Origin of the sequence: Paludisphaera soli (genome assembly GCF_011064595.1) — a bacterium.
Taxonomy (GTDB): Bacteria; Planctomycetota; Planctomycetia; order Isosphaerales; family Isosphaeraceae; genus Paludisphaera; species Paludisphaera soli.
Map to the genome: position 1 here is coordinate 59,705 of NZ_JAALJI010000014.1, position 25,075 is coordinate 84,779.

16 protein-coding genes are annotated in these 25,075 nt (G+C 67.2%); 7 read left to right on the forward strand and 9 right to left on the reverse strand.

Annotation, left to right across the window (positions count from 1 at the left end):
• Positions 1 to 131: 131 nt before the first annotated feature.
• Positions 132 to 2,210 carry an elongation factor G gene (gene fusA / locus G6O68_RS17920; RefSeq protein ID WP_165250009.1) on the forward strand — a complete coding sequence of 693 codons (2,079 nt, stop codon included), beginning with the start codon at positions 132 to 134 and terminating at the stop codon, positions 2,208 to 2,210.
• A 55-nt stretch (positions 2,211 to 2,265) separates the two neighbouring features.
• Here the strand turns inward: fusA and G6O68_RS17925 are convergent, their stop codons facing one another.
• Complete coding sequence (locus tag G6O68_RS17925) at positions 2,266 to 2,778, reverse strand: hypothetical protein (RefSeq protein ID WP_165250010.1); 513 nt, start codon at positions 2,776 to 2,778, stop codon at positions 2,266 to 2,268.
• A 141-nt stretch (positions 2,779 to 2,919) separates the two neighbouring features.
• The gene (gene metH / locus G6O68_RS17930) at positions 2,920 to 6,636 is read right to left on the reverse strand and encodes a methionine synthase (protein WP_240911377.1); all 3,717 of its coding nucleotides are present in this window, start codon (positions 6,634 to 6,636) and stop codon (positions 2,920 to 2,922) included.
• 227 nt (positions 6,637 to 6,863) lie between these two features.
• Here metH and G6O68_RS17935 point away from each other — a divergent pair, with 227 nt between their 5' ends.
• Positions 6,864 to 7,280 (forward strand): hypothetical protein, encoded by a 417-nt coding sequence (locus G6O68_RS17935; RefSeq protein WP_165250012.1) that lies wholly within the window; start codon positions 6,864 to 6,866, stop codon positions 7,278 to 7,280.
• Between the two features lie 20 nt (positions 7,281 to 7,300).
• Here G6O68_RS17935 and G6O68_RS17940 read toward each other — a convergent pair whose 3' ends face one another.
• The 7 genes from G6O68_RS17940 to G6O68_RS17970 all read right to left on the reverse strand — a co-directional run bounded on the left by G6O68_RS17940 (position 7,301) and on the right by G6O68_RS17970 (position 16,964).
• Positions 7,301 to 8,464, reverse strand: coding sequence for a glycosyltransferase family 2 protein (locus G6O68_RS17940; RefSeq protein WP_165250013.1), 1,164 nt, complete (start codon positions 8,462 to 8,464; stop codon positions 7,301 to 7,303).
• Positions 8,461 to 9,303 carry a lysophospholipid acyltransferase family protein gene (locus G6O68_RS17945; RefSeq protein WP_165250014.1) on the reverse strand — a complete coding sequence of 281 codons (843 nt, stop codon included), beginning with the start codon at positions 9,301 to 9,303 and terminating at the stop codon, positions 8,461 to 8,463. Before G6O68_RS17945 ends, G6O68_RS17940 begins: the two co-directional genes overlap by 4 nt.
• Positions 9,303 to 10,880 carry a phytoene desaturase family protein gene (locus tag G6O68_RS17950; protein ID WP_165250015.1) on the reverse strand — a complete coding sequence of 526 codons (1,578 nt, stop codon included), beginning with the start codon at positions 10,878 to 10,880 and terminating at the stop codon, positions 9,303 to 9,305. The genes G6O68_RS17945 and G6O68_RS17950 overlap by 1 nt, the downstream gene beginning before the upstream one ends.
• Positions 10,881 to 10,901: 21 nt before the next feature.
• On the reverse strand, positions 10,902 to 12,443 hold the full coding sequence (gene crtI, locus G6O68_RS17955) for a phytoene desaturase family protein (protein ID WP_165250016.1): 1,542 nt from the start codon (positions 12,441 to 12,443) through the stop codon (positions 10,902 to 10,904).
• A 126-nt stretch (positions 12,444 to 12,569) separates the two neighbouring features.
• Positions 12,570 to 13,739: an AI-2E family transporter gene (locus tag G6O68_RS17960; RefSeq protein ID WP_165250017.1), complete on the reverse strand. Its 1,170-nt coding sequence runs from the start codon at positions 13,737 to 13,739 to the stop codon at positions 12,570 to 12,572.
• A gap of 944 nt (positions 13,740 to 14,683) precedes the next feature.
• Positions 14,684 to 15,337, reverse strand: a complete 654-nt coding sequence (locus tag G6O68_RS17965; RefSeq protein WP_165250018.1) for a hypothetical protein — start codon at positions 15,335 to 15,337, stop codon at positions 14,684 to 14,686.
• A gap of 370 nt (positions 15,338 to 15,707) precedes the next feature.
• Complete coding sequence (locus G6O68_RS17970) at positions 15,708 to 16,964, reverse strand: serine/threonine-protein kinase (RefSeq protein WP_165250019.1); 1,257 nt, start codon at positions 16,962 to 16,964, stop codon at positions 15,708 to 15,710.
• A 348-nt stretch (positions 16,965 to 17,312) separates the two neighbouring features.
• Between G6O68_RS17970 and G6O68_RS17975 the strand changes: the two genes are divergently transcribed.
• The 5 genes from G6O68_RS17975 (at position 17,313) to G6O68_RS17995 (ending at position 25,072) form a co-directional block, all read left to right on the forward strand.
• A complete protein-coding gene (locus G6O68_RS17975; RefSeq protein WP_165250020.1) occupies positions 17,313 to 18,746 on the forward strand; it encodes a hypothetical protein in 1,434 nt (477 codons plus the stop codon).
• A gap of 584 nt (positions 18,747 to 19,330) precedes the next feature.
• Entirely contained in the window at positions 19,331 to 21,388 is a 2,058-nt protein-coding gene (locus tag G6O68_RS17980; RefSeq protein WP_165250021.1) for a PrkA family serine protein kinase, read from the forward strand.
• Between the two features lie 505 nt (positions 21,389 to 21,893).
• A complete protein-coding gene (locus tag G6O68_RS17985) occupies positions 21,894 to 22,997 on the forward strand; it encodes a DUF444 family protein (protein ID WP_165250022.1) in 1,104 nt (367 codons plus the stop codon).
• A 73-nt stretch (positions 22,998 to 23,070) separates the two neighbouring features.
• Positions 23,071 to 24,624, forward strand: coding sequence for a SpoVR family protein (locus G6O68_RS17990; protein ID WP_165250023.1), 1,554 nt, complete (start codon positions 23,071 to 23,073; stop codon positions 24,622 to 24,624).
• The gene (locus tag G6O68_RS17995) at positions 24,590 to 25,072 is read left to right on the forward strand and encodes a hypothetical protein (RefSeq protein ID WP_165250024.1); all 483 of its coding nucleotides are present in this window, start codon (positions 24,590 to 24,592) and stop codon (positions 25,070 to 25,072) included. Before G6O68_RS17990 ends, G6O68_RS17995 begins: the two co-directional genes overlap by 35 nt.
• Positions 25,073 to 25,075: the final 3 nt, after the last annotated feature.

Below are 25,075 nucleotides of genomic sequence, written 5' to 3' on the forward strand. Positions count from 1 at the left end.
CCGTGGCGTCGCGAAAGATGACCGAAAGGTCCCGGCGGTCCCCGTCCCCCGGACGGCGGACCTCTCGCCCCACGCCCTTCGCTTACGCGGATCTTCGTGCGTTTCACGGACCTCTCTCAAGGACACTCGCCATGACCACGACCTATCACGTCGCCGACATCAGGAACCTTGCGCTGGCTGGACATGGGGCGTCCGGCAAGACCAGCCTTGCCGACGCCCTCCTCTTCGCCGCCGGGGCGACCCCGCGCAAGGGTTCGGTCGACGACGGCACCAGCACGCTGGATTTCGACGACGAGGAGAAGCGCCGGCACTTCACGATCGACTGCCACCTCGGCCATCTGGAGTGGAACGGCAAGCAGGTCCACCTGATCGACTCGCCCGGCTATCCCGACTTCATCGGCAACGCCCTGAGTGCCCTGGCGGCGGTCGAGAACGTCGTCCTGGCCGTCTCCGGCCCGGCCGGGATCGAGGTCAACACCCGCCGGCTGTTCAACGAGGCCCGCCGCCTGGGGCTCGGCCGGTTCGTCGCCGTCACCAAGATGGACGCCGAGAACGTCGACTACCGCGCCGACCTGGAGGCCATCCGCGAGACGTTCGGCACCGCGTGCGTGCCGTTCAACGTCCCGATCGGCCAGGGCGCGACCTTCGCCGGGGTGATCGACGTCCTCCAGTCCCACGACGAGGACCCGGCCGGCTGCCCTCTGCCGCCGACCGAGGCCTATCAGATGGTCGTGGAGCAGATCGTGGAGAGCGACGAGTCCTTGATGAACCGCTACCTCGAAGGCGAGGAGATCGGCGTCGAGGAGCTTCGCAAGGCGGCCCACGACGCCATCGCGGCGGGAAAGCTCGTCCCGGTCCTCTGCGTCTGCACCAAGAAGGACCTGGGCGTCAAGGAACTGCTCGACCTGGTCGCGGCCTGCGGCCTGAGCCCCGAGGACGTCCATCGCTTCGGCACCCGGAACGATGAGGCCGAGGCCGGACAGGAAGAGATCCTGCCCTCCGAGGACGGGACCCTCGTGGCCCAGGTTTTCAAGACCGCCAACGACCAGTTCATGGGCAAGCTCAGCTTCCTGCGCATCCTGACGGGCAAGATCACGCCCGACACCACGCTCGTCAACCTGCGGAGCGGCAAGACCGCCAAGGCGGGGCACGTCTACATCCTCCAGGGCAAGGCCCAGGAGGAAGTCGCGGAGGCCATCGCCGGCGACCTCGTGGCCATCGCCAAGTTCGACGACCTGCACGTCTCGGACACCGTCAGCAACGTGGGCGGCAACACCAGCGTCGCCAGGCTCCAGGCCGCCCCGATCAGCTTCCCCGCCCCGATGGTCCCCCGCGCCGTGGTCCCGAAGGCCCGAGAGGACGAAGCGAAGATCTCCGCCGGCCTGACGAAGATCGCCGACGAGGACCCGACCTTCACCATCCGTCGCGACGCCCAGACCCACGAGCTGGTCATCTCGGGCATGAGCGACCTGCACCTGGACGTGATCCAGCAACGGCTCAAGAACCGCTACAAGCTGGAGATGTCCACCCACATCCCCCACGTCCCGTACCTGGAGACGATCTCCGCCCCCGCCGAGGCCGACCATCGCCACAAGAAGCAGACCGGCGGCAGGGGCCAGTTCGCCGAGGTCCACCTCCGCGTCCGCCCCGTCGAGCGCGGGAAGGGCTTCGCCTTCACCGATGCCGTGAAGGGGGGGACCATCCCCAATCAATACATCCCGGCGGTCGAGAAGGGGGTGCGGGAACGCCTCGAGAAAGGCGTGATCTCCGGGAACCAGGTCGTCGACGTGGAGGTCGAGGTCTACTTCGGCAAGGACCACCCGGTCGACAGCTCGGAGCAGGCGTTCAAGACGGCCGCCGCCAACGCCTTCCGCAAGGCCTTCGAGAAGGCCTACCCGGTGCTGTTGGAGCCGATCGTCTCGGTCGACGTCACCGCGCCGTCGAGCTATTTCGGCGACATCTCGGCCGACATGTCGACCCGTCGCGGCCACATCCACGGGATGGAGGCCCAGCCGGGGGGCCTGCAGTCGATCCAGGCCGTCGTGCCGCTCGCGGAGATGCTCTCCTACGCTTCGACGCTCAAGAGCATGACGTCGGGGCAGGGCTCGTTCGCGATGGAGATGCGGGGCTACGAGCCGGTCCCGCCCAACATCCAGCAGCAGATCGTGGAACGCTACCAGAAGACCCGGGCGGGCGTCGAGGAGGAATGACGTCCAGGATCACCGAGGCGGCGTCGCTGGCCGACGCCGCCTCGTCCGGACGCTCTCACCAAAAACCGCCGAAGCCGCCGACTCCGAAGCCCATCCCCCAGGCGGGGCGGGCGTAGCTGTCGATGCTGCGCTGGATGGAGTTGTACCGTTGGGTCCCGGCGTTGTAGGCCGCGATCTGCTCGGCCCGGTCCGGGGCCCCGCCCCCCTGATCGAACTTCGCCCGCTGGACGGGGTCGCGTGCGGTTCGGTCGTGGAAATCGTCCCCCGCCGAGTAATACTCCGCGTATCGCCCGCGTCCGCCGGGATTCCGGAACCCGCCCTGCTGATCCCCGTGGTAATACTCGGGGTACGGGTAGGGATTGTGGTGCACGATGCTCCGACGCTGCTGCGGATAGTGCGCCGGCGGCCGGACGTGGGCCGGGTAAGGGGCCTCTCCCTGGCCGGCATCGGCCGCGTCGATAGCTGGCGGGGGGGGAGTCGCGTCCTGCGAGACGGCGAAGCCGGAGAACGCCGCACAGGCCGCGAAGGACGCGGCTGACAACGTGGCGAGCCGGAGACGTTTAAGCATTGGTGGAAGATCCCAGGAAGGAGCGGGCGCGGGCCGAACGCCTCGGACGCGATCATCTCCTGAATTCTAGGAGACGTGCGCGCCGAGAGCTTCGGAAATCCAGGAAAACCGAGACCGGGGGACGGTCGCCCGCCCCCTCGCTCAGTCGGGATCGTAAGAGAGGTTCGGGGCCAGCCAGCGTTCGACCACCGACAGCGGCAGCCCCTTGCGCGACGCGTAGTCCTCCGTCTGATCGCGCTGGATGAAGTCGACGGCGAAGTAGCGGGCCTGGGGATGGGCGAAGTAGAGCCCGCTGACCGACGCCCCGGGGTGCATCGCGTACGACTCGGTCAGCCGGATGCCGGTGGCGTCCTCGGCGTCCAGCAACTTCCAGAGCGTCCCCTTCTCGGTATGATCCGGGCAGGCGGGGTAGCCGGCCGCCGGGCGGATGCCGCGGTACTTCTCGGCGATCAGGTCGGCGGGCGAGAGCTGCTCCTCGCCGCCATAGCCCCAGTCGCGGCGCGCCTGCTGGTGGAGGGACTCGGCGAAAGCCTCGGCCAGCCGGTCGGCCAGGGCCTCGGCCATGATCGCGTTGTAGTCGTCCAGCTCGTCCTTGAACTTCTTCACGAGGGCGTCCGATCCGACGCCGGCCGTCACCGCGAAGGCGCCCAGGTAGTCGGCCTTGCCCGACTCGACCGGGGCGACGAAGTCCGCGAGGCAGCGGAACTCGGCCTGGCCCTGCCGCTCCCACTGCTGGCGCAGGAAGTGGAACCGGGTCAATTCCTCGGTGCGGGACTCGTCGGTGTACACCACCACGTCGTCGCCGACGGAATTGGCCGGGAAGAAACCGTAGACTCCACGCGCCTTGAGCGAACCGTCGGCGACGATCCGACCGAGCAGGGCCACGGCCTTCTCGTGCAGTTCGCGGGCGACCTCGCCGACGGTCGGGTCGTCAAGGATCGCCGGATACTTCCCCTTCAGCTCCCAGGTCGAGAAGAACGGCGACCAGTCGATGAACGGGATCAGCTTTTCGAGCGGGTAGTCGTCCAGGCGACGGGCCCCCGTGAACGACGGCGCGGCGAGCGGCGAGGCCTCCCAGTCGATTCGCGAGCGTCGGGCGCGGGCGTCGGCCAGGCTCGACAGGTTCCGCTCGCGACGGCCGGCGAAGGCCTGCCGCTCGCGCTCCTGCATCTCGCGATTCTGCCTGTCCATCTCCTCCCGAGCGTCGGGCCGATTCAGCCGATCCACGACGCCGACGGACCGCGAGGCGTCCTTGACGTGCAGCACCGGGCCGGAGTACTGGGGGGCGATCTTGACGGCCGTGTGCTTGACGCTCGTCGTCGCCCCGCCGATCAGCAGGGGGGTGGTGAAACCCTCGCGCTTCATCTCGCGGGCGACGTGGACCATCTCGTCCAGCGACGGCGTGATCAGCCCGGACAGGCCGATGACGTCGACCTCGTGCTCCTTCGCCTTCTTGAGGATGTCCTCGCAGGGGATCATCACACCGAGGTCGATGACCTCGTAGTCGTTGCAGGCGAGGACGACGCCGACGATGTTCTTGCCGATGTCGTGGACGTCGCCTTTGACCGTCGCCATGAGGATCTTGCCCCGCGCCCTGTGGCCCGACGAAGACTCGCCGGCGGCGAGCGCGCGGGCCTTCTCGGCCTCCATCATAGGGGTCAGGTGGGCGACGGCCTTCTTCATCACGCGGGCGCTCTTGACGACCTGCGGCAGGAACATCTTGCCAGCGCCGAAGAGGTCGCCGACGACGTTCATGCCGTCCATCAGCGGCCCTTCGATGATCGAGAGCGGCCGGGGATACTCCTTCAGGGCGGCGTCGACGTCCTCCTCGACGAAGTCGACCGTCCCGGTGATGAGCGCGTGCTTGAGCCGCTCGGCGACCGGCTGCTCGCGCCAGGCGAGGTCCTTCCCCTTGTCCTTCTTGCCGCCGGCCTTGACCGTCTCGGCGAACTCGGTGAGCCGGTCGGCCGCGTCGGGGCGACGGTTGAGCAGCACGTCCTCGACCCGCTCCAGCAGGTCCTTGGGGATCTCCTCGTAGACTTCGAGCTGGCCGGCGTTGACGATGCCCATGTCCAGGCCGGCCTTGATGGCGTGGTAGAGAAACGCCGCGTTCATCGCCTCGCGCACCACGTCGTTGCCGCGGTACGAGAACGAGACGTTGCTGACGCCGCCGGAAGTCTTCGACTTCGGGAACAGCCGCTTCAACTCGCGGACGGCCTCGATGAACTCGACGGCGTAGTTGTTGTGCTCCTCGATGCCGGTGCCGACCGTCAGGATGTTGCAATCGAAGATGATGTCTTCGGGCGAGAAGCCGATCTCTTCGGTGAGGATTTTGTAGGCTCGTTTGCAGATCGCGACCTTGTGGTCGCGCGTGACGGCCTGTCCCGTTTCGTCGAAAGCCATCACGACCACGGCCGCCCCATAGCGGCGGACCAAGCGGGCTTCCCGTTTGAACTTCGCGAGGTCATCCTTAATGGCGATCGAGTTGACGACCGACTTCCCCTGCACGCACTTCAGGCCCGCCTCGATCACCTCCCACTTGGAGGAGTCGATCATGATCGGGACCTTGGCGATGGCCGGGTCGGCCGAGACCAGGTTGAGGAACCGGGTCATGGCCGCGACGCCGTCGATGAGGCCCTCGTCCATGTTGACGTCGACGATGTTGGCGCCCGACTCCACCTGGTCGCGCGCCACGGCGAGGGCCGCCTCGTAGTCGCCGCTCTTGATCAGCCGGGCGAACTTCTTGGAGCCGGTGATGTTGGTCCGCTCGCCGACCATGATGAAGTTGGTCTCGGGGCGGACGACCAGCGGCTCCATGCCGCTGTAGGTGGAGTAGCCGGGTAGGTCGGGGGTCTTCCGCGGGGCGACCCCTTCAACTTCCTTGGCGATCGCGGCGATCCATTCGGGCGTGGTGCCGCAGCAGCCGCCGACGAGGTTGAGCCAGCCGTTGCGGGCGAACTCGCCGAGGGTCCTCGCGGTGCGGTCGCGGTCGCCGTTGAAGCCGCCGAAGCCGTCGGGCATCCCGGCGTTCGGGTAGCAGCTCACGCGCGTCTTGCAGATCTCGGACAGGGCCTCGATCGACGAGCGCATCTGCTCCACGCCCACCGCGCAGTTCAATCCCACGCTCAGCGCCGGGTAGTGCGAGACGGAATAATAAAAGGCGTCGACCGGCTGGGCGGAGAGGGTCCGGTGGCTGTCGAAGATCGTGCCGGAGATCATCACCGGCAGTCGCCGGCCGATCTCCTCGAAGTAGGAGTCGATCGCGAACAGGCACGACTTCATCACCAGCGTGTCGAATGAAGTCTCGGGCAAGAGCAGGTCGACGCCGGCCTCGACGAGGGCGGCGATCTGGACCTTGTAGTTGGCGACCATCTCGTCGAAGGTCACGTCGCGGCGGCCGGGGTCCTCGACGTGGATGCCCATCGAGAGCTGCTTCTTCGTGGGCCCGATGCTGCCGGCGACGAACCGGGGCTTGCCCGGATTGCGCCGGGTGTAGTCGTCCGCCGCCTTGCGGGCGATCTCCACGGCGCGGATGTTCAACTCCCGGACGTGCTCCTCGAGGCCGAATTCCTCCAGGGAGAGGGGGTTGTTGTTGAACGTATCGGTCTCGATAATATCAGCGCCGGCTTCGAGGTACGCCCGATGGATGTCCTCGATCATCTTGGGCTGCGAGAGCACCAGGATCTCGGTGCAATTCTTGAGCTGGATGGGATGGTTCGCGAACCGGGCGCCGCGGTAGTCTTCCTCGGTGGGCTGATATGAATAGATGACCGAACCCATGGCCCCGTCGAGGACGAGGATCCGTTCCGCGAGCAACTCCTCAAGTCGTGACGACGCGACGGGGATGTCCTTATTCACGAGCAAGCGTCCAGTCGGAGAGGGGCGGCCGGGCTCCGGCGCCCATCGGAGACTTCGACGGGGGGCCGGGCGGGCGAGCCCGATGGCGGGTGCGGATGACGAGCCTCTGCCGTTAGGCATGGAATTATCCGGGCGATTTCGCACGAGTGTCAAGCGGAGTTCCGCGGCACGACGGCCTCCAGCCTCCTCGCCCGCCCACTCCCGCGATCCGGCGACGAAGGTGGACCATGACCCCGTTCGATCCCGATCTCGACACGATGACCCGGCCGACGACGGTCGCGCCCGGCGAGGTGGCGGACTTCCAGCGTCTGATCGCCAACCCCCTGCTGGCGGTTATGGCATTGCTGGGCGTCTGGGTCCTCTTCCGCTACTCCCTGGAGTCGCGGAACCTCGCCCTGTTCCTGGCGACCCTCTTCGCGGCGGCCGTCTGCCCGCTCCTCATCCAGTATCATTGTCTGGACTGCGGCCGGACCGACCTGGCGCTGCGATCGAGGGCGCACGCCTGCGCCGCGGTCGTGCATCGTCGTCGCGCCGACGAGGACGCTCCCTTCTTCCCCCCGACGTTGCGATCTCAGGTTAAGGCCTGGGCCCTGACCTCGGTACTGGCGGGGTTGCTCTACGCCATCTTCCGGCACCACTCCTGAGCCCGCATCGGTCCGGACCCTCAGCGGGGCTCGACCAGGGGTTCGGCCTTCGACGACGCGGCGTAGCCCCGCCCTTTCCAGCGGCTGGGGCGCCCCAGGATCTTGCGGGCGAACGAATACCACTGGATCGCCACCAGCAGCGCGACGCCCACGGGGTGAAGCAAGGCCCCGGCTAGCGACTGCCGAAATCGTCGAACCCCGATCATCCGAGGTGCCCACGCGGCCGCCACGGCGACGCCGAGCGCCCCCAGTTCGAGCCCCGTCCACGGCCGGGGCCAGGACGACGCGGCCGCGACGGCCAGCGCGAACGGGGCGACCTGGCCCATCAGGAGGATGATGGACATGGGGACGATCAGCCCCGGCGACGCCAACGCCTCGCCCGCGTTTTTGGCGAGGCCGTGCCAGACTTCGCCCGCGTTGCGGTACATCCGGCAGGTCGCCACGTCGGTCGCGTCGAACAGGTCGTTCCGCAGGCCCGCCGCCCGGAAGGCGCGGGGTAGCTTGATGCCGTCGTGGAGGGATTCGCGGATCGCCGCGTGGCCCCCGGCCTGGAAATAGCCCTCGCGGCGGGCGACGAAGAGTTGCCCGCAGCCCGCCGAGAGGGACGGCAACTGCGTCCGCCTCATGCTCACGATCGACAGGAATCCGAGCATCACGAAGTGGATCAGCGGGATCAGCAGCCGTTCCATCAGGCTTCCCGTCACTTGCCTCGGGATCCCGCTCGCGAGGTCGACGCCCGACTCGTCCATGAATCGACCCATCCGGGAGAGGGCGTCGGGCTTCAGGATGACGTCCGCGTCCAGGAAGACGAACAGGTCGTGACGCGCCTCCTGGGCCAGCAGCCAGCAGGCCCGTTGCTTGCCGCACCAGCCCGGCGGCGGGCCCTCCCCCGAGATCAGCCTTACGCGGTCGTCGCGCGCGGCGATCGCCCGCACGACGTCGGCCGTGGCGTCGTCGGAGTCGTCGTCGAGGACCACGACCTCGATCGGCCCGCCGGCGTTCGCGAGGATCGACTCGACGGCCCAGCCGATCGCCCGCTCCTCGTTCCGCGCCGGGATCAGGACGGAGACGGCCGGAAAGTCCTGGGGAGCCTCCGGTAGCCGCCGATAAGCTCGAAGATTCCCGACGAAGACGACCGCCGGCGGGATGGCGAAGGCCAGGCAGGCGAGGAGAAGGGAGGTCATGAGGGTGGACCGTCGGAGTACTGGTGGACCTGGTGTTCGCTCGTGAATCGCTGGCCCCGGAGCGCGTACCGGAGCCGGCGTCCGAATTCATAGACCCCGCCGACGCCCGCGGAACCCCGGACCAGGGTGTCGAAAGGCCCTTCTTCCCGCGTCAGCGAGGCGGCCGCCAGCCCATCTTGCGCCTCGACGAGGGCGGCTTCCAGCCTCCGCGTCCAGGAATCGGCCGATTCGGCCCCTCCGTCGACGACCGGGATCCAGGCACCGAAGCGGACGAGGATCTCGGGCCGCCGGTCGTTCCAGAACGGATACTCGATGGCGAGCGGGACGACCGAGGCGTGGGACGTGCGATGGAGGAGCCGGCCGAGTCCTTCTTTGAAGCGGACGGGCCGGTCCCGGACGTCGACGAAGCGGCCCTGTGGAGTGATCCACAGAACCGACTCCGGCTGCGAGAGGATCGCCGAGCATCGGCGGAGGAACGCGAGGCCGCCTCGCGCGGTCTCCAGTTCGATGCCGAAGATCCCGACCCTTTCCAGGACCCGATATTGATTCACGCCCCCCGCATCCATCGGCGCGTAGTGGAGGCGCGATGGGCCGAACGACTCGCTCAAGATCAGGGCGACCATCGGGTCCCACCAGGACGCGTGGTTCATGACCACGATCAGCGGGCCGGGCGGCGGGGGCTGGAGGTTCCCGAGCCGATCGACGCGAAGCGCGTGGAAGTTCTTCGCGACGAACCGTCGGCAATACTTGCGGAACCCTTTGAAGAACCACGGGTAGCTCGGGGGGAGGGCGGAGGGCGCCTCCCCCCGAGCCTTGGAGGCTCGGGCGGCGCGCGGCATCAGGAGACGCCCACCGGCGGCCCCGAGGCCCGCTTGGCGAGCGGCTCCCGAGTCGGCTCGACCAGGCCGTCGGAGTCGAGGGCGTCGGCGGCGATCCAGCCCGACATCAGGACCATCGGCATGCCCGGCCCCGGATGCGCCGCGCCTCCCGCGAGGTAGAGCCCGGGGACGTCCGGGCTGCGATTGGCCGGCTTGAATCCGCCGCTCAGCCGGCCGTGACTCGCGAGCCCGTAGATCGCGCCGTTCAGGACGCGGTAACGGTCGTGGATGTCCTGCGGCGTCAACCACCGCTCGAACTTGATGTGCTTCTCCAGGTCGGTCAGGCCCGCCGTCCGTTCGAGCTTGTCGAGGATCGTCTTGCGGTAGGTCGGATAGAGGGTCGACCAGTCGTGGTGCGGGCGGAGGTAGGGCGTGTGCACCAGGACGTAGAGGGCCTCGCCGCCCGGCGGTGCCGTCTCGGGCTCCGTCCCGGCCGTCGCGCAGACGTAGCAGGTCGGGTCCGGCGCGGGCTCGCCCTTGTTGTAGATGAAGTCAAACTCCTCGTGCGGGTCTCGCGAGAAGACGAAGTCGTGATGCCGCAGGTGCTCGTAGCGACGGTCCAGACCCAGGTACATGACGACGCCCGAGCAGGCCGGCTCGTACTTCCGACGCCCTTCGAACTTCTTCGCGGCCTTCTGATCCGTCAGCAATTCCCGATGGGTGCGGACGGCGTCGGAATTGGAGACGACGGCCGCGAGCGGGACCTGCCGCCCGTCGGACAGCAGGACGCCCGAAACCTTCCCCTTCGCATCGGTCTGGATCGACTCGACCGAGGCCCCGGGGACCAACTCGACGCCCAACTCGCCCGCCAGCTTGACGAGGGCCTCGGCCACGGCGCGGGTTCCGCCGCGGGGGTACCAGACCCCCTCGCCGGTCTGCATCTGCGCGATGCCGCAGAGGATCGCCGGGGAGAGGTCGGGCGACGAGCCGACGTACTGCGTAAAGTGGTCGAGCATCTGCGCGACCCGGTCGTCCTTGACGAAGTTCCGGACGGTCCGGCCGACCGTGCTCCAGGGTCGCATCCGCAGGACGTCGGCCAGCATCGCCACGTTGAAAGTAGCGGACGGGTCGAACATGTCGCGGACGGAGCCGATCGACTTCCAGAAGTAGAACCGCTGCGAGATCTCCTCCAGCTTCTTCGAGAAGTCGAGGAAACGGCCGTACTGACCGGACGCGTCGCCGCCGGGAGTGAAGGCGTCGAGCGCCTCGGCCATCCGAGCGCGGTCGGCGTGTAGGTCGAGGACCGTGCCGTCGTCGAAGAACGAGCGCCACTGGGGGTCGAGGTTGATCAGGTCCAGCTCGTCCTTCACGTCGCGGCCGGCCTCCGCGAAGATCTTCGCCAGGACCGAGGGCATCAGGAGGATCGTCGGCCCCATGTCGAACCGATATCCGGCCTCGGCCAGCACGGCCGCCTTGCCGCCGAGCCAGGGATTCTTGTCGAACAGGACGACGTCGTAGCCCCGCGCGCCCAGGACGCAGGCCGAAGCCAGCCCGGCCAGCCCGCCGCCGACGACGCCGATGCGTTCCGATTTGCTCATAAGATCAGATTCCTTCATGATTCAGACGACCCCGGCGAGGGGCGGGAGCGGGACGTCGTCGGAGTCGACCGGGACCGAAACGCCCAGGTCGCGGCCCACGAGCTTCGACGTGATCCGGGCGGATTCGAAGATGACGGGGAGTCCGCTCCCCGGGTGCGTCCCCCCGCCGACGAGGTAGACCGACCGGAGGTCCTCGAAGCGATTCCGGGGCCGCAGGTAGAGCATCTGCCGCAGGTTATGGGACAGGTTGAAGGTCGCCCCGAGATGGATCTCGTAGTCCTGATCCCAGTCGGCCGGCGTGACCTGACGCTCGAACACGATCCGCGACGCCACGTCCTTCAGGCCGAGCTTGCCGAGCTGGCGGACGGCCAGATCCCGGAACGCCGGGGCCTCGCGGGCCCAGTCGACGTTGTCGTGCTGGTGCGTGACCGGGAGGAGGACGTACAGCGTGCTCTTGCCGTCGGGAGCCAGGGACGGGTCGGTGACGCACGCGTTCTGGACGTAGAACGACGGGTCGCGCGACAGGACGTGTCGCTTCTCGATGTCGTCCAGATTCGCGATGTAGTCCTCGGCCAGGTAGATCGTGTGGTGGGCGAGGTCGTCGTAACGGCCCTCGATCCCCAGGTAGAGCATGTACGTCGAGCAGGAGAACCGCTTGCGGGCGATCTTCCGATCCGACCAGCGGGGCCGCAGCTCGTCCGGCACCAGCCGGCTCATCGCCCTCGCGAAGTCGGCGTTGATGACGAGGGCGTCGCACTCATGGACGCCCGACCGCGAGCGTACTCCCACGGCCTTGCGACCCTCGAACAGGATCTCCTCGACTTCGTCGTCCAGCGAGATCGTCGCTCCCAGGTCCTGCGCCACGCGGGACATCGCCTCGGAGACCGCGCCGCAGCCGCCGATCGGGTGGAACACTCCGTACTCATACTCAAGGAATGACAGTATCGAGAACAGGCTGGGGCAATTGAACGGCGACATCCCCAGGTACTTCGACTGGAAGGTCATCGCCAGCCGGATGCGGGGGTCGTGGAAGTAGCGCTTCAATTCGCCGTCGAGCGACAGCCAGGGGCGGAGCAGGGGAAGCATCCGGGCGAGCTTCGGCGAGAGCAGGTCGCGGAACCGCAGGAAGGGCGATTCCAAGACGGTCCGGAACTGGTCCATCTTGACCCGGTTGTCGGCCATGAACCGCCTGAGTTGCGCGGCGTCGTGAGGCGAGAAGGCAGCGATCTCCCGTTCCATCCGCTCGACGTCGGGCGTGGCCTTCAGCTCGCCGCCGCCGCCGAAGACCAGGTGGTACTGCGGATCGAGTCGTACCATCCGGGTCTCCGCGTGGAGGTCGCGTCCCACGGCGGAGAAGATCGATTCCAGGACCCTCGGATAGAGGAAGAAGGTGGGCCCCAAGTCGAACCGGAAGCCATCCGACTCAAACGTCGACGTCCGGCCGCCGACCTGGGACTGACGCTCGAGCACGGTGACGGAGCATCCTGCCGACGCGAGGAGCATGGCGGCCGCCAACCCCCCGGGCCCCGCCCCGATGACGACGACTCGTTTCTTGCGACTCATCGGCCGTCTGTATCTCCGTAAATCGGCGTCCCGGCGCCGGCCGTCGTCCCAGCCTCTCCCACCTCGGAGCGATCCTGCAGGCGTTGATCTCGGCGAAACGGCCGACATCTGCGGGACTATCTGAAATTACGACAAATTCTGTTCAGAGATCAAGCGGGCGATCGGACGAGTCCCCGGCGTGTGCTCCAGGATGATCTTGAAGATCACGGTCAAGGGGACGGCCAGGACAAGGCCGACGAAGCCCCAGAGCAAGCTCCAGAAGGCCAGACCGATGAGGACGACCAGCGGGTTGAGCCCGAGGGCCTTGCCCGTCATGGCCGGCTCGATGAGATTCGCGGTGACCCCGTGGATGGTCAGCAGGATCCCGGCGAACGCCAGCGGGGGCCAGACGTTCGGGAACTCCAGGAACGCGATCGCCAGCGGCGGGATGACGGAGATGAGCGGCCCGATGTACGGCAGGAAGTTCCCGAAGAACGTGAGGACGCCCCACGTCGCCCCCCCGGTGATCCCGAACGCCATGCACAGCGCCCAGACCGGGATGGCCACGAGCAGGCTCGCCTTGACCTTCACCAACAGGTATTCCGAGACCGCCTCGTTGATCGACTCGACGATCTCCAGGATCCTCCCCGCCCGCGCCGAGGAGAAGCTCGATCGGATGCGCGCCGGGACCGTCGAGGCCGATTGCAGCAGGAAGATCATGTAAAACGCGATCACGACGGACTCCAGCGCCATCGACATGAAGGCCGAGGCGGCCCCCCGGACGAGGCGCTGCGACATCTCGGCCGTCAACGAGTCCTCCTCGGTCGTCTCGTCCCGGACCGTGCCGTCCCCCGCGAACGCTGGGGTGACCGAGGCGACCGCCCGTCGCACGGCTCGCTCCAGTTCCGCCTCGCGTTCCTGGTACCGGGCGCGGCTCTGGTCGATGCTCACGATGTCGTGATAGACCATCCGTCCGAGCGCGAGGATGCCGAGCGTGAATCCGAAGGTGATGAGCAGGAAGGCGAAGACGGGCCGGACTCGCCGACGCAAACGATTGTAGAAGGGCAGGAAGAGATAGCAGAGGAGGACCGCGATCAAGAGCGGACGGAGGACCGGTTCGAGACGTTCCAGCAGGTAGAGGCTGGTCGCGACGCTGATCAGCGTGAACGCCAAGGAGCGCGAGCCCCCCAGCTCCGACGCCTTTTCCAGGATGGAACCCGCCGCCTCCAACTCCGGCGAGGCGTCGGGAGCCGCCGACGGGGGGGACTCGAAGGAGGAGGGCGGGAGGCCCGGATAATCGCCTGTGTGTGCATCCATCGTAAACGCGCTCCTCAGTGTCGAAGGGCACCGTCATTAGTCCAGGGAATCGCGGACTCAACCCAGTCGAGAAGCTCCGTGGGGTCGAGTTTCGCAGCGAAGTCGGCGAGGGCGTTGCCCAACGGGCAGCCGAATCCGGCCCAGAATCCTTCCAGCGGGTCGATCCGGAGGCCGGAATTCCGAGGCCGCGGCACACCCTGCCCGACCTCGCCGGCGGGCATGGCCGAGATCGGAACCGCGTCGAAACCGAAGGCTCGGACGATCGGCCGAGCCCACGTCGGCCTGTCCATCACCTCGGGGCCGACGACGTTGATCAGCCCGGAGACCGCCGTCCCGTCCAGGCGGACCACGGCGCGATCGACGTTCAGGCGGTGGGTAGGGCCGCTCGGGATGGTGGGAGGCTCGCGCCGGCTCATCGTACGGATGAGCTGGCAGGCGAAATTCTCGCCCTGTCGCTCCGGCCCGAAGGCTGGGCAAGTTCGAGACGTCGTGAGGCGATCCCCCAACGTGCGTTCGAGCACGGCCCCGGCGTGGTGATCGTCGCAACCGCGAATCCAGAGCGGATTGGTCGGCGACTCCTGGGATGGGGGCCCATGGGGACGGTCGAAGACGTCGGTCGAGGTGGGAGTCGGTCGAGAAGCCGACGAAAGGGCTGACGGACTGGGCGTCGCGGAGCGCCTTCCAGGGCTCCTTGGCGCCGGCGTCCTCGGATGACAGAACGTCGGGTCGCGCGACCGTGAGCGGTGACGACATCCCGGATCCGCTCCTTCCCAGATGCCGCGCCAGGCGCGGCCGCCTCGTCGGCCTGGCCGATCCGAGCGACATCATAAGGCTGGCGGGATCGGGAAGGAAGCGTGGGGTAGATGGATTCGGATCGGGGTCGGACTGTCGCGCCGCGGGCCCCTCGCTCGCGGAAGGGCCGCGCGGAGCGTTTCCCTCGTCCGTCAGCTGTTCCGGGTGCCGAACACGCCACCCCGAGGGCCGAACGCCGCGACGTACGAAGGCAGGATGCCGAGCGTGCCGTTCGTCCCCCCCGCGAGGGTGACGAATCGGACGCGCTGCATGTTGCTGGCGAGTTCGGCGCGGTCCGCGGCGGTGCCGATGGCGTTCTCCATCAGTTCGGCGACGGAGAGATCGCCCTCCGACGTCCCGTCGAGGGCGGGGTTGGCGCTCGTCAGGGCCGTGCGATTGGAGAGACCGACCCCTCCCGTCGGGTTCCCGGCGCCTAGGCCTCGTCCGTAAGGGAGCTTGACCTCCAGGGCGGCCAGCCGGGAGTCGAGGCTCGCCAGGCCCGTCCCGGCGCGATAGAGGTACGGCTGCGAGCCCTGCCCGTAGGTGCCGACCCCCACCTTGTCGTAGAAGCGAGCGGTGAAGCCCCCCTCGCGATCGTAGAGCGTCAGGACGTTGCGCGAGAAGTTGTTGATCGCCACGTCCACCGACCGCTGGACGTTCTCGTAGGTCCGGCTGGTCAGCACGAAGGCGCCTTTCAGGCCCAAGGTGTTCGATCCTCCCCACGCGGCCGGGAACCGGAAGCCGCTCAGGAGGGCGCGGGCTTCCATCGGGTTCGGCTGCTCCGGCACGAACTGGTGCTTCTTCATCGAGTGTTCTCCCTGGAATGCCTGATGAGTCTCGGCGCGTCCACCGGGGCGCGGAATTGCCCATCGGCGACTCCCAGGCCGCCGTGCTCTCGCCCGCACGAGGATCGCAGGAATCCCTCCCGCTCCACGGCCGACGGCGCATCGTCGGATCGGGCGATCGGCTCGTTTTGAATCCGCCGAGGCAAATCTCGTGTGAAGACCGAGCGTCTCATCGACCGGGGATACGGCGAACTTTCCCGAATCTTACGAACGATTTAGCGACAAAAGAAGGCGGCCGATCGCGCGACGCGGCGGGCAGGGAGCCTGGAACAGGGGGTCTCGGAAGTCCCGAGATCGTTCGCAAAGCTGGGGATGCGCTGAGATGGAGGGATCAGGGTTTGGGGTCGTCGACCTTCTCGGCGGCCTTGAGTGCGGCGTCGAGGAGTTCGGCCTCGGCCCTCCTCATGTTGGGCCCCTCGACCTTCGCGCCTTCGGCGCCGGTCGGGCTGCCCTGGGAGAGCCAGATCTCGTAGGCTCGGGCCTCGACCTCTTTTCGGACCTGCTCCTCGGCCTTGAACCAGTTGGCGGTGCTGACCTCGTCACCCTCCTCGCCTTCGGGAGAGCCTTGCGCCACCCAGAGCTCATGGGCGCGCATGCTGGTCAGGCGGCGAAACTCGGCGGAAGGTCCGGGGGCGTCTTCCGGGACGCCTTGGGCCGCGAGGACCTCTTGAGGAGGGACCTCGCGAGCGGGGAGGACGCTATACACCAAAGCCGCCGCCGCGAGGAGCGTCAGGGCGACCAAGCCGGTCGCGATCAAGGGGCGGGAAGAGGGAAGGGAATCGGTGGCCAGCCCCCGGTCCAGGTCGGCCAGGAAATCCTCCAGGCGGGCGTAGCGACTTTCGGGGTCGAGGGAAAGGGCCTTCATGAGCACCCCGTCCAGTCGCTTGTCGAGCGTCGGCTCGACGGTCGAGGGGGGCTTGAAATTGCCCACCGGGCGTTTTCCCGTCGCCATCTCGTAGGCCACGGCCGCGAGCGAATACTGGTCGGACCGGGCGTCGACCGGACCGCCGTTCTGCTGCTCGGGCGACGCGTAGACGAGAGTGCCGATGCCCCGGTTGGTCCGCGTCAGGTCGCCGCGCTCGGACAGGAGGACCGCCAGCCCGAAATCGGCGACCTTCACCAGGGAGTCGGTCGGCGTCAGGATGTTCTCCGGCTTCAGGTCCCGATGGAGGATGCCCTTGGCGTGGAGATGCACCAGGGCCTGGCCGATCTGGGCGAGGATGGCCCGGCGTTTGGCGGCGGGGACGGCGCGGCCGCTCCGCAGGAACTTGCGGAGGTCGCCGTTCTCGATGTATTCGGTCACCAGGAACGGCTCGCCGGTCTCCGGGAGCGTGCCGAAATCGAGGACGGTCAGCACGTGGGGGTGCGACACCATCGCCAGGATTTTCGCCTCGCGTCGGAACCGCTCGCGACGCTCCGAGGCGTGCTCGGCGTCGGGGGCGGTGAGGAGCTTCACGCAGACGGCCCGCCCCAGGTTGAGCTGCCGCGCCAGGTAGACGCGGCCCATGCCGCCGCGGCCGATCTCGCGCACGACCTCATATCCGGGGACGTCGGGGACGGTCTCGGGATTTACATCGCTCCGCGGCATGGCCGTTCCTCCCGGATGCGGGGGCCGAAGGCGGATCGCCCGCCTCGACCCGGACGCTGTCGGAGACGTCGGACGGACCGGGGTGGAAGATTCGCAGGCCTCGCATCCCGCGGGACCCCCTGTATCGATTTGAACAGATGTCTTCACGTCTTTCAAGCCCGACGTCCCGGCGGGGACCGGCGTGCGCGACGACCGGGGTCGGACGCTTCCTCCAACCTGCGATGGCGTCTGGCGTGCTCGGACGAGGCCGATTACACTCGTCGCAGGTCCGTCGGGGCGAGGCCGATCGAGGGGCGTGGGACGCCCCCGGCCTACCATGCCCGGGAGGGCCCGCGAGGCGGTGGATTGATGGACTCGTTCGGCCCCCCTTGGATCTGGGCCCAGGCGACCGGGTTCGCCGCGCCGGCCAACCCCGCCGCCACCGCCTACCTGGCGCTCCGACGTTGGTGCGGCGGCCTGACCCTTTCGCCATCCCGCCCGGCACCGGAGTGGGACGTCTTCCTGATCCTCGGCGCGGCGCCGCTGGTGCTCGCCGTCGCGGCCTCTCTGTTCCAGGGTCCCGGGACGACGTTCCGGCAGGTGGTGGACGTCTTTGGCCACGCCAGGCTCTTCCGCGAGGCGGTGACGCGCATCTGGCAGGCCGGTCGCATGGTGACGATCCTCCTGACCTGCACTGTCCTCTCGTGGACCGGGAGTCAGAGCCTCGCCTTCTTCTCGGGTGACGCCGAACGGGGAAGGTCGGACCTGCTGCTGCTGGAACGGAGCCGGGGGCCGGTCGAACTCATCCTGGAGCATGGAGCGGCCGCGGCGACCACCCCGCTCCGCGACGTGGCCGGGCTGGGGGACTACCTGCCGCTCCTCGTCGCCGCCGTCGTGATCGTCTACTCGTCCGCCAGGAGTCGCTCGTCGTCCCCGAAGCCGGGCCGGGGATACGCCGCGGAGGGCGATGCTGGATCGTTCGACGACGCCTCCGGGTGGCGAAGCGCCGTCGGTGCCTGCGCGATCCTCTACGTCCTCTACCGGCTCTTCGCCAGGGCCGCGGGGGGGGGCGAGCTTCCCGTCGGGAATTGCCTCCTCCTGGAGGTGCTCATCATCCCCGCGCTGATGCTGGCCTGCGACGGCTTCCTCCTGGCCTGGATCCTCGCCGAGCTTCGAGACGGCGGCTCGGCGGACGACCAGGCCGGCGCGATCGACGCCCGGCCGGCAATCGGCCTGATGCCCGCGGCGTGCGTCGTGTGCCTCGCCGTCCTCCCGGCTCGCTACGCGGCGACCCTGATCCTCCTGGCGTCGCAGCATCTCCCCGCGACGTGGATGGCGGGCGAGGCGGGGCGAGCCGTCCGCTGGTCGCTCGGGCCAGGTCTGCTCATGCTCCAGGCGGGCTCGTTGGTGGTGATGGGGATCGCGGGACCGGCGGCCTGGGGACGGGGGTCGATCCGCGAAGCCGTCCGCGGCCTCGGCCGACTGCTGACCCGTGAGGGAGGGAGGCTCGTCGTGGTGGCCGTCGTGGCGGCGCTCGGTTGCGGGTGCCTCTCGGCGCTGGCGTATGCGGTCCTGTTCCTGCTGCCGCCCGCCGGGTGGGTGTTGCCGGCGGCCGACGCCTACGCCCACTATGTGAGCCTTCCCGTCGGACTCTGGACGCTCTCCGCCCTGGTCCAGCTCGGCGAACAGAGCCTGCCGACGGCCCGCCTGGCCCGCGACCCCAACGAAGTCGAACCCGAGATCGTCCCGATCCGCGGGCAAGGCGACGCGGCCGCCGAGGGCTCGGCCCTGACCCTCGGCTGATCGACGCGAACTTTCGGCTCTGCGGCGCCCTCCGAAGGGGAGGCGGGCGATCGACGCCGGGCGAACCCGGCGCGGGCGTAGTCGCAGGGCGCGGTACCCGGCGACGCGATGCGCGGAGTGGGAAAAAATGCCGGAAAGCTTCGCCCGGAACGTCCACGACGTACGTACTGGAGTCGGCGGCGCCGTCGGGGCACCGCGGCGATCCGTGAGAGGCTGGGGCTTCCGGTTCGCTTGACAGATTCGCGACGGCGGGGTTGTAATGGCGATCGACGACTCCAGACCACCAACGTGTCACCCGTCGTCGAGAGCGGCTTGCCCTGGGAGACCCATTCGTCCGCCTTCCGGACCCCTCGCTCGCTTCGCCGACCTTCGCGGGATCCCTCGCCAGGTCCAGCCCTCCCCTTTCGCCTCGCAATCGTCCCGTTGGCAATACGGTCGCGCCTTGAGCCGGAGCGGGGCGTCGCGCGCCTTTCCCGCACCGGCCGAATCGGGATCCTCTCCTCTCCGAGCGACCGATTCGCCGACTCGATCTCCTCTCGGTGGGCAAACAGCCTGAAACAACGACCTACAGGAGGATCCTAGTCATGTCCGCAGGATCGGATCTCATCACCCTGGTCGCCCGTCGCCAGAACCCCGACGAGTACAAGCAGAAGCACTGGACCGGCACGTTCGCGGAATATCTCGATCTCGTCCGCCAGGACCCCAGCGTTACGCGCACGGCCTATCAGCGGCTGTACGACATGATCATCAGCAAGGGGACTTCGGAGATCGTCGTCAATAAAGACAAGCTCGTCCGCTACAACTTCTTCGACGACCCCGACGAGGGGGGCCAGGACGCCATCTTCGGGCTCGAACGGACGATGATCAGCCTGGTCAACGTCCTCAAAAGCGCCGCGCACGGTTACGGCACGGAACGCCGCGTCCTCCTGCTCCACGGCCCGGTCGGGAGTTCCAAGAGCACCCTGGCGCGGCTGCTGAAGAAGGGCCTCGAACGCTATTCCCGCTCGGAGGAAGGCCGACTCTTCAGCTTCGGCTGGAGGGACGTGGGCCCCGAGGGGGAGGAGACGTTCCTCGAATGCCCGATGCACGAGGAGCCGTTGCATCTCGTCCCTCAGGACGTCCGAGCGGAGGTCATGGCCCGTCTCGCCGAGGGGAGGACCCTGACCTACGACCTGAACGTCGTCGGCGACCTCTGCCCGTTCTGCCGGCAGATGTTCAACGATCGGATGGAGCGGCACGCCGGCGACTGGGCGGAGGTGGTGCAGGACGTGCGGGTCCGCCGACTGATCCTCTCCGAGCAGGACCGGATCGGCATCGGGACGTTCCAGCCCAAGGACGAGAAGAACCAGGACGCCACCGAGCTGACCGGCGACATCAACTACCGGAAGATCGCCGAATACGGCACCGAGAGCGACCCGCGGGCGTTCAATTTCGACGGCGAGTTCAACATCTCCAATCGCGGCATCATCGAATTCATCGAGGTCCTGAAGCTCGACGTCGCCTTCCTCTACGACCTCCTGGGCGCGAGCCAGGAGCACAAGATCAAGCCCAAGAAATTCGCCCAGACGGACATCGACGAGGTGATCGTCGGCCACACCAATGAGCCCGAGTACAAGAAGCTGCAGTCCAACGAGTTCATGGAGGCCCTGCGCGACCGGACCGTCAAGATCGACGTACCGTACGTCACCCGTCTAAACGACGAGATCCAGATCTACCAGAAGGACTACAACGAGCGGAAGGTCCGCGGCAAGCGGCTGGCCCCCCACACACTGGAGGTCGCGGCCATGTGGGCCGTGCTCACCCGGCTGGAGGAGCCCAAAAACGCCGGACTGACGCTGATGCAGAAGCTCAAGCTGTACAACGGGAAGACGCTCCCCGGCTTCACCGAGGACAACATCAAGGAGCTTCGCGAGGAGTCCGAGCGCGAAGGGATGCTGGGCATCAGCCCCCGTTACGTCCAGGACAAGATCTCCAACGCCCTCGTCGCCCACCCGACCGAGCGCTCGATCAACCCGTTCATGGTGCTCAACGAGCTGGAGTCGGGCCTCAAGCACCACTCCCTGATCAACAGCGAGGAGACCCGGAAGCATTACCGGCACCTGCTCGCGCTGGTCAAGGAGGAGTATGAGGACATCGTCAAGAACGAGGTCCAGCGGGCCATCGCCGCCGACGAGGACGCCCTCACCCGCCTCTGCGGCAACTACATCGACAACGTGAAGGCCTACACCCAGCGTGAGAAGGTCCGGAACAAGTACACCGGCCAGGCCGAGGAGCCCGACGAGCGCCTGATGCGGTCGATCGAGGAGAAGATCGACATCCCCGAGAGCCGCAAGGACGACTTCCGACGGGAGATCATGAACTACATCGGGGCCCTCTCGCTGGACGGCCGGAAGTTCGACTACCGAACCAACGAGCGGCTCCAGAAGGCTCTGGAGCTGAAGCTGTTCCAGGACCAGAAGGACACGATCAAGCTCACGAGCCTCGTGTCCAGCGTGGTCGACAAGGACACCCAGGAAAAGATCGACATCGTCAAGGCCCGCCTCATCCGGAGCTACGGCTACGACGAAGATTCCGCGACCGACGTCCTGAACTACGTCGCGAGCATCTTCGCCCGCGGCGACGTGAAGCGGGGCGGCCATTGAGGACTCGCCGCGAGCCCCTGGAGCCGCGCCGGGCTTTCGTCCGGCCGGTTCGAGGGGCCGAGACCGGTAGAGAGGTCGCGTCGCCCCGCCCGCGAGGCAGGCATGGGCAGCCTGCGTTCCGGGCAGGGCGAGGCGAAGTGACATCGCTCGATCCCGCGAAACCGACGATTCCGCGGGCCGGCTTGATGACCGAGGGATGCCCGGCCTACAATTTGCCGTTGAGACGTCGATCGATCCTTCGACCCGGGAAGCCGGATCTCGCCGATCGTTGCGAGCCGCGATCTCAACCCACCTCCATCGTCACCCGGCCGCTACGCCTCGACCCGTCCCGGATTTCCACCCTCGAACGTTTCAACCTGCTCTTTGCCAAACGGATTCCGGCGGATCTCTGATCTATCCGGAGTATTCGTCGTTTCGTCCGCGTCGGGGCCGTCGCGGCGGGACGGCCGCGTCCCCGGCCGGGATGCGAATCAACAAACCTGCGAGCGGCGGGGGCTCGAGAGCCGTGGTGCGAAAAATCGATCGCGACGCCAATCGTTTCAAGCAGATCGTCCGGGGCAAGATCAAGTCCGACCTGCGGAAGTACATCACGCACGGCGAACTGATCGGCAAGACCGGCGGCGAGTTCGTCTCCATCCCGCTCCCCCAGATCGAGATCCCCGAATTCCGTTACGGGGACAAGAATCGAGGGGGCGTGGGGCAGGGGCCCGGCGACGTCGGCACGCCCATCGGACGCTCCGGCGAGGGCGAATCCGGCCCCGGCGCGGGCGAGGCCCCGGGCCAGCACATCCTCGAGGTCGAGCTGACCATGGACGACCTGGCCCAGATCCTCGGCGAGGAACTGGCCCTGCCGCGCATCGAGCCCAAGGGGCGGGCGAACATCATCGAGGAGAAGGACAAGTACACGGGCATCCGCCAGGCCGGCCCCGAAAGCCTGCGGCACTTCAAGCGGACCTACAAGAAGGCCCTGAAGCGCCAGATCGCCTCCAGCCAGTACAATCCCCGCGACCCCCTGGTGATCCCGATCCGCGAGGACAAGCTCTACCGATCGTGGAACCCGATCACCTCTCCCCAGTTCAACGCCGTGGTCCTCTACCTGATGGACGTCTCCGGGTCGATGACCGACGACCAGAAGGAAATCGTCCGGACCGAAGCGTTCTGGATCGACACCTGGCTCAAGAGCCAGTACGACGGCGTGACGACCCGCTACATCATCCACGACGCGGTCGCCAGGGAGGTCGACGAGCACACCTTCTACCACACCCGCGAGAGCGGCGGCACACGCATCAGCTCGGCCTACAACCTGGCGAACAAGATCATCGAGGAATCCCACTCGCCGATGGACTGGAACATCTACGTCCTCCACTTTTCCGACGGCGACAACTGGGGCGAGGACAACCGCCAGTGCATCGGCCTCCTGCGCGACCAGCTCCTGCCCAAGTGCAACCTCTTCGGCTATGGGCAGGTCGAGAGCCCCTACGGCTCCGGAGAGTTCTACCGCGAGCTTGAGGAGGCCTTCGAGGCGGTCCCGAACATGGCGCTCTCCGAGATCCGGAACAAGGAGGGCATCTACGAGTCGATCAAGGAATTCCTGGGCCGCGGACGCTGAGCAGGGCCGGGGAAGGAGGCCCAGCGGGCCGCCCCGAACCGACCACCGACGAATCGAGGGAGGGGCCGGAACCATGTCGATCGCCAACACCCACGACCTGCCCGCCGACCTTCGGGCCATCCAGCTCGAAACCGAAGGCCACGCCCGCGACTACGGGCTCGACTTCTACGAGACGATCTTCGAGGTCCTGGACTACGACGAGATCTCGGAGATCGCCGCGTTCGGCGGCTTCCCGACCCGCTATCCCCACTGGCGGTTCGGGATGGAGTACCAGCAGCTCTCCAAGGGCTACCGCTACGGGCTCCAGAAGATCTACGAGATGGTGATCAACAACGACCCCTGCTACGCCTATCTCCTGCGGTGCAACCAACTCGTCGACCAGAAGCTCGTGATGGCCCACGTCTACGGGCACAACGACTTCTTCAAGAACAACATCTGGTTCAGCCAGACGAATCGCAAAATGATGGACGAGACGGCGAACCACGGCACCCGGATCCGATCCTACATGGAGCGCTTCGGCGAGGACGCCGTCGAGAGCTTCATCGACTCGTGCCTCTCGCTCGAGAACCTGATCGACGTCTACTCGCCCCACATCAAGCGCCGCGAGCCCGTCGATCGATACGACTTCCAAGAGGGCGAGGAGGCCGATCCTCAGACGTCGAAGTTCCAGAGCAAGGCCTACATGGACGGCTTCATCAACCCTCCAAGCGTCCTGAAGGAGGCCCAGCTCCAGCAGGAGGCCGAGCGTCAGAAGGCCAAGCCCTCCGCGTTCCCCGAGCAGCCCGAGCGTGACGTCCTTCTATTCCTGCTGGAGCACGCCCCGCTCAAGACCTGGCAGCACGACGTGCTTGCGATCATCCGCGAGGAGGCCTACTACTTCGCCCCGCAGGGCCAGACCAAGATCATGAACGAGGGCTGGGCCTCCTTCTGGCACTCCACGATCATGACCCAGAAGATCCTCCACCCGTCCGAACTGCTCGACTACGCCGACCACCACTCGGGCACCATGGCCACGCAGCCCGGACGCCTGAATCCATACAAGCTCGGCATCGAGCTGCTGCGCGACGTCGAGGAGCGCTGGAACAAGGGCCAGTTCGGCCCCGAGTGGGAAGAGTGCGACGACTACGAGACCAAGCGACGCTGGGACACCCAGGCGGGCCTAGGGCGAAAGAAGATCTTCGAAGTCCGCTGCATCCACAACGACGTGACCTTCATCGACACCTTCTTGACGCAGGACTTCTGCAAGCGCTATCAGCTCTTCAGCTTCAAGCACAACGATCAGAACGAGCTCTACGAGATCGAGAGCCGCGAGTTCAAGAAGATCAAGGAGCGATTGCTCTTCAACCTGACGAACTTCGGCCAGCCCATCATCCGAGTCAGGGACGGGAACTATCGAAATCGAGGGGAACTCTACCTCGGCCAGGAGCACTTCGGCGTCGACTTACGCCTGGATTACGCCCAGGACACCATTCGTCATCTTCACCGCCTCTGGACGCGTCCGGTCCACCTGGAAACGACCGTCGACGGGCGGCCGACCTTACTATCGTTTGACGGAACCGATCACTCGATCCGCCCTTTGGGAGGTGTTTCCCATGACGCTGAGCCGAAAGATCGCCGCCGCGCTTGACGAGAACACGAGGGCCTACAACCTCCCCTGCGTCGTCACGCTCGACGACGGGCCCGACCGGATCAACCTGGAGATCACGTCGCTCGACTCGGTGGGCGTCGCCCTGGACGCCCTGGAGTACGTCGCTTCGGATCGCAAGGAATGGACGCCTGAGGCCCTGAACGCCTGGGGCGAAAAGCTGTCGAAGAGCGTCTCCTACCTCCTGGAACCCCTCAAGGTTCTGGAGGTCGACGGCGGCGCGGGGCTGGCGCAACTCCGAAGCGCGTCCCCGACCGTTCGCGGCGACGTCCGCGGGTACTACGAGGTTCGACTCGATCGGCAAGGGATCTGCCGGTTCGAACGGTACGTCGTCGACCCCGGCGGACGCGGCCGCCGACGCACGCCATGCCACCTGACCCGCGAGGTGGTCGAGCGACTCGCCGACGACATCGCAGCCGGTTCGAGCTAAGGC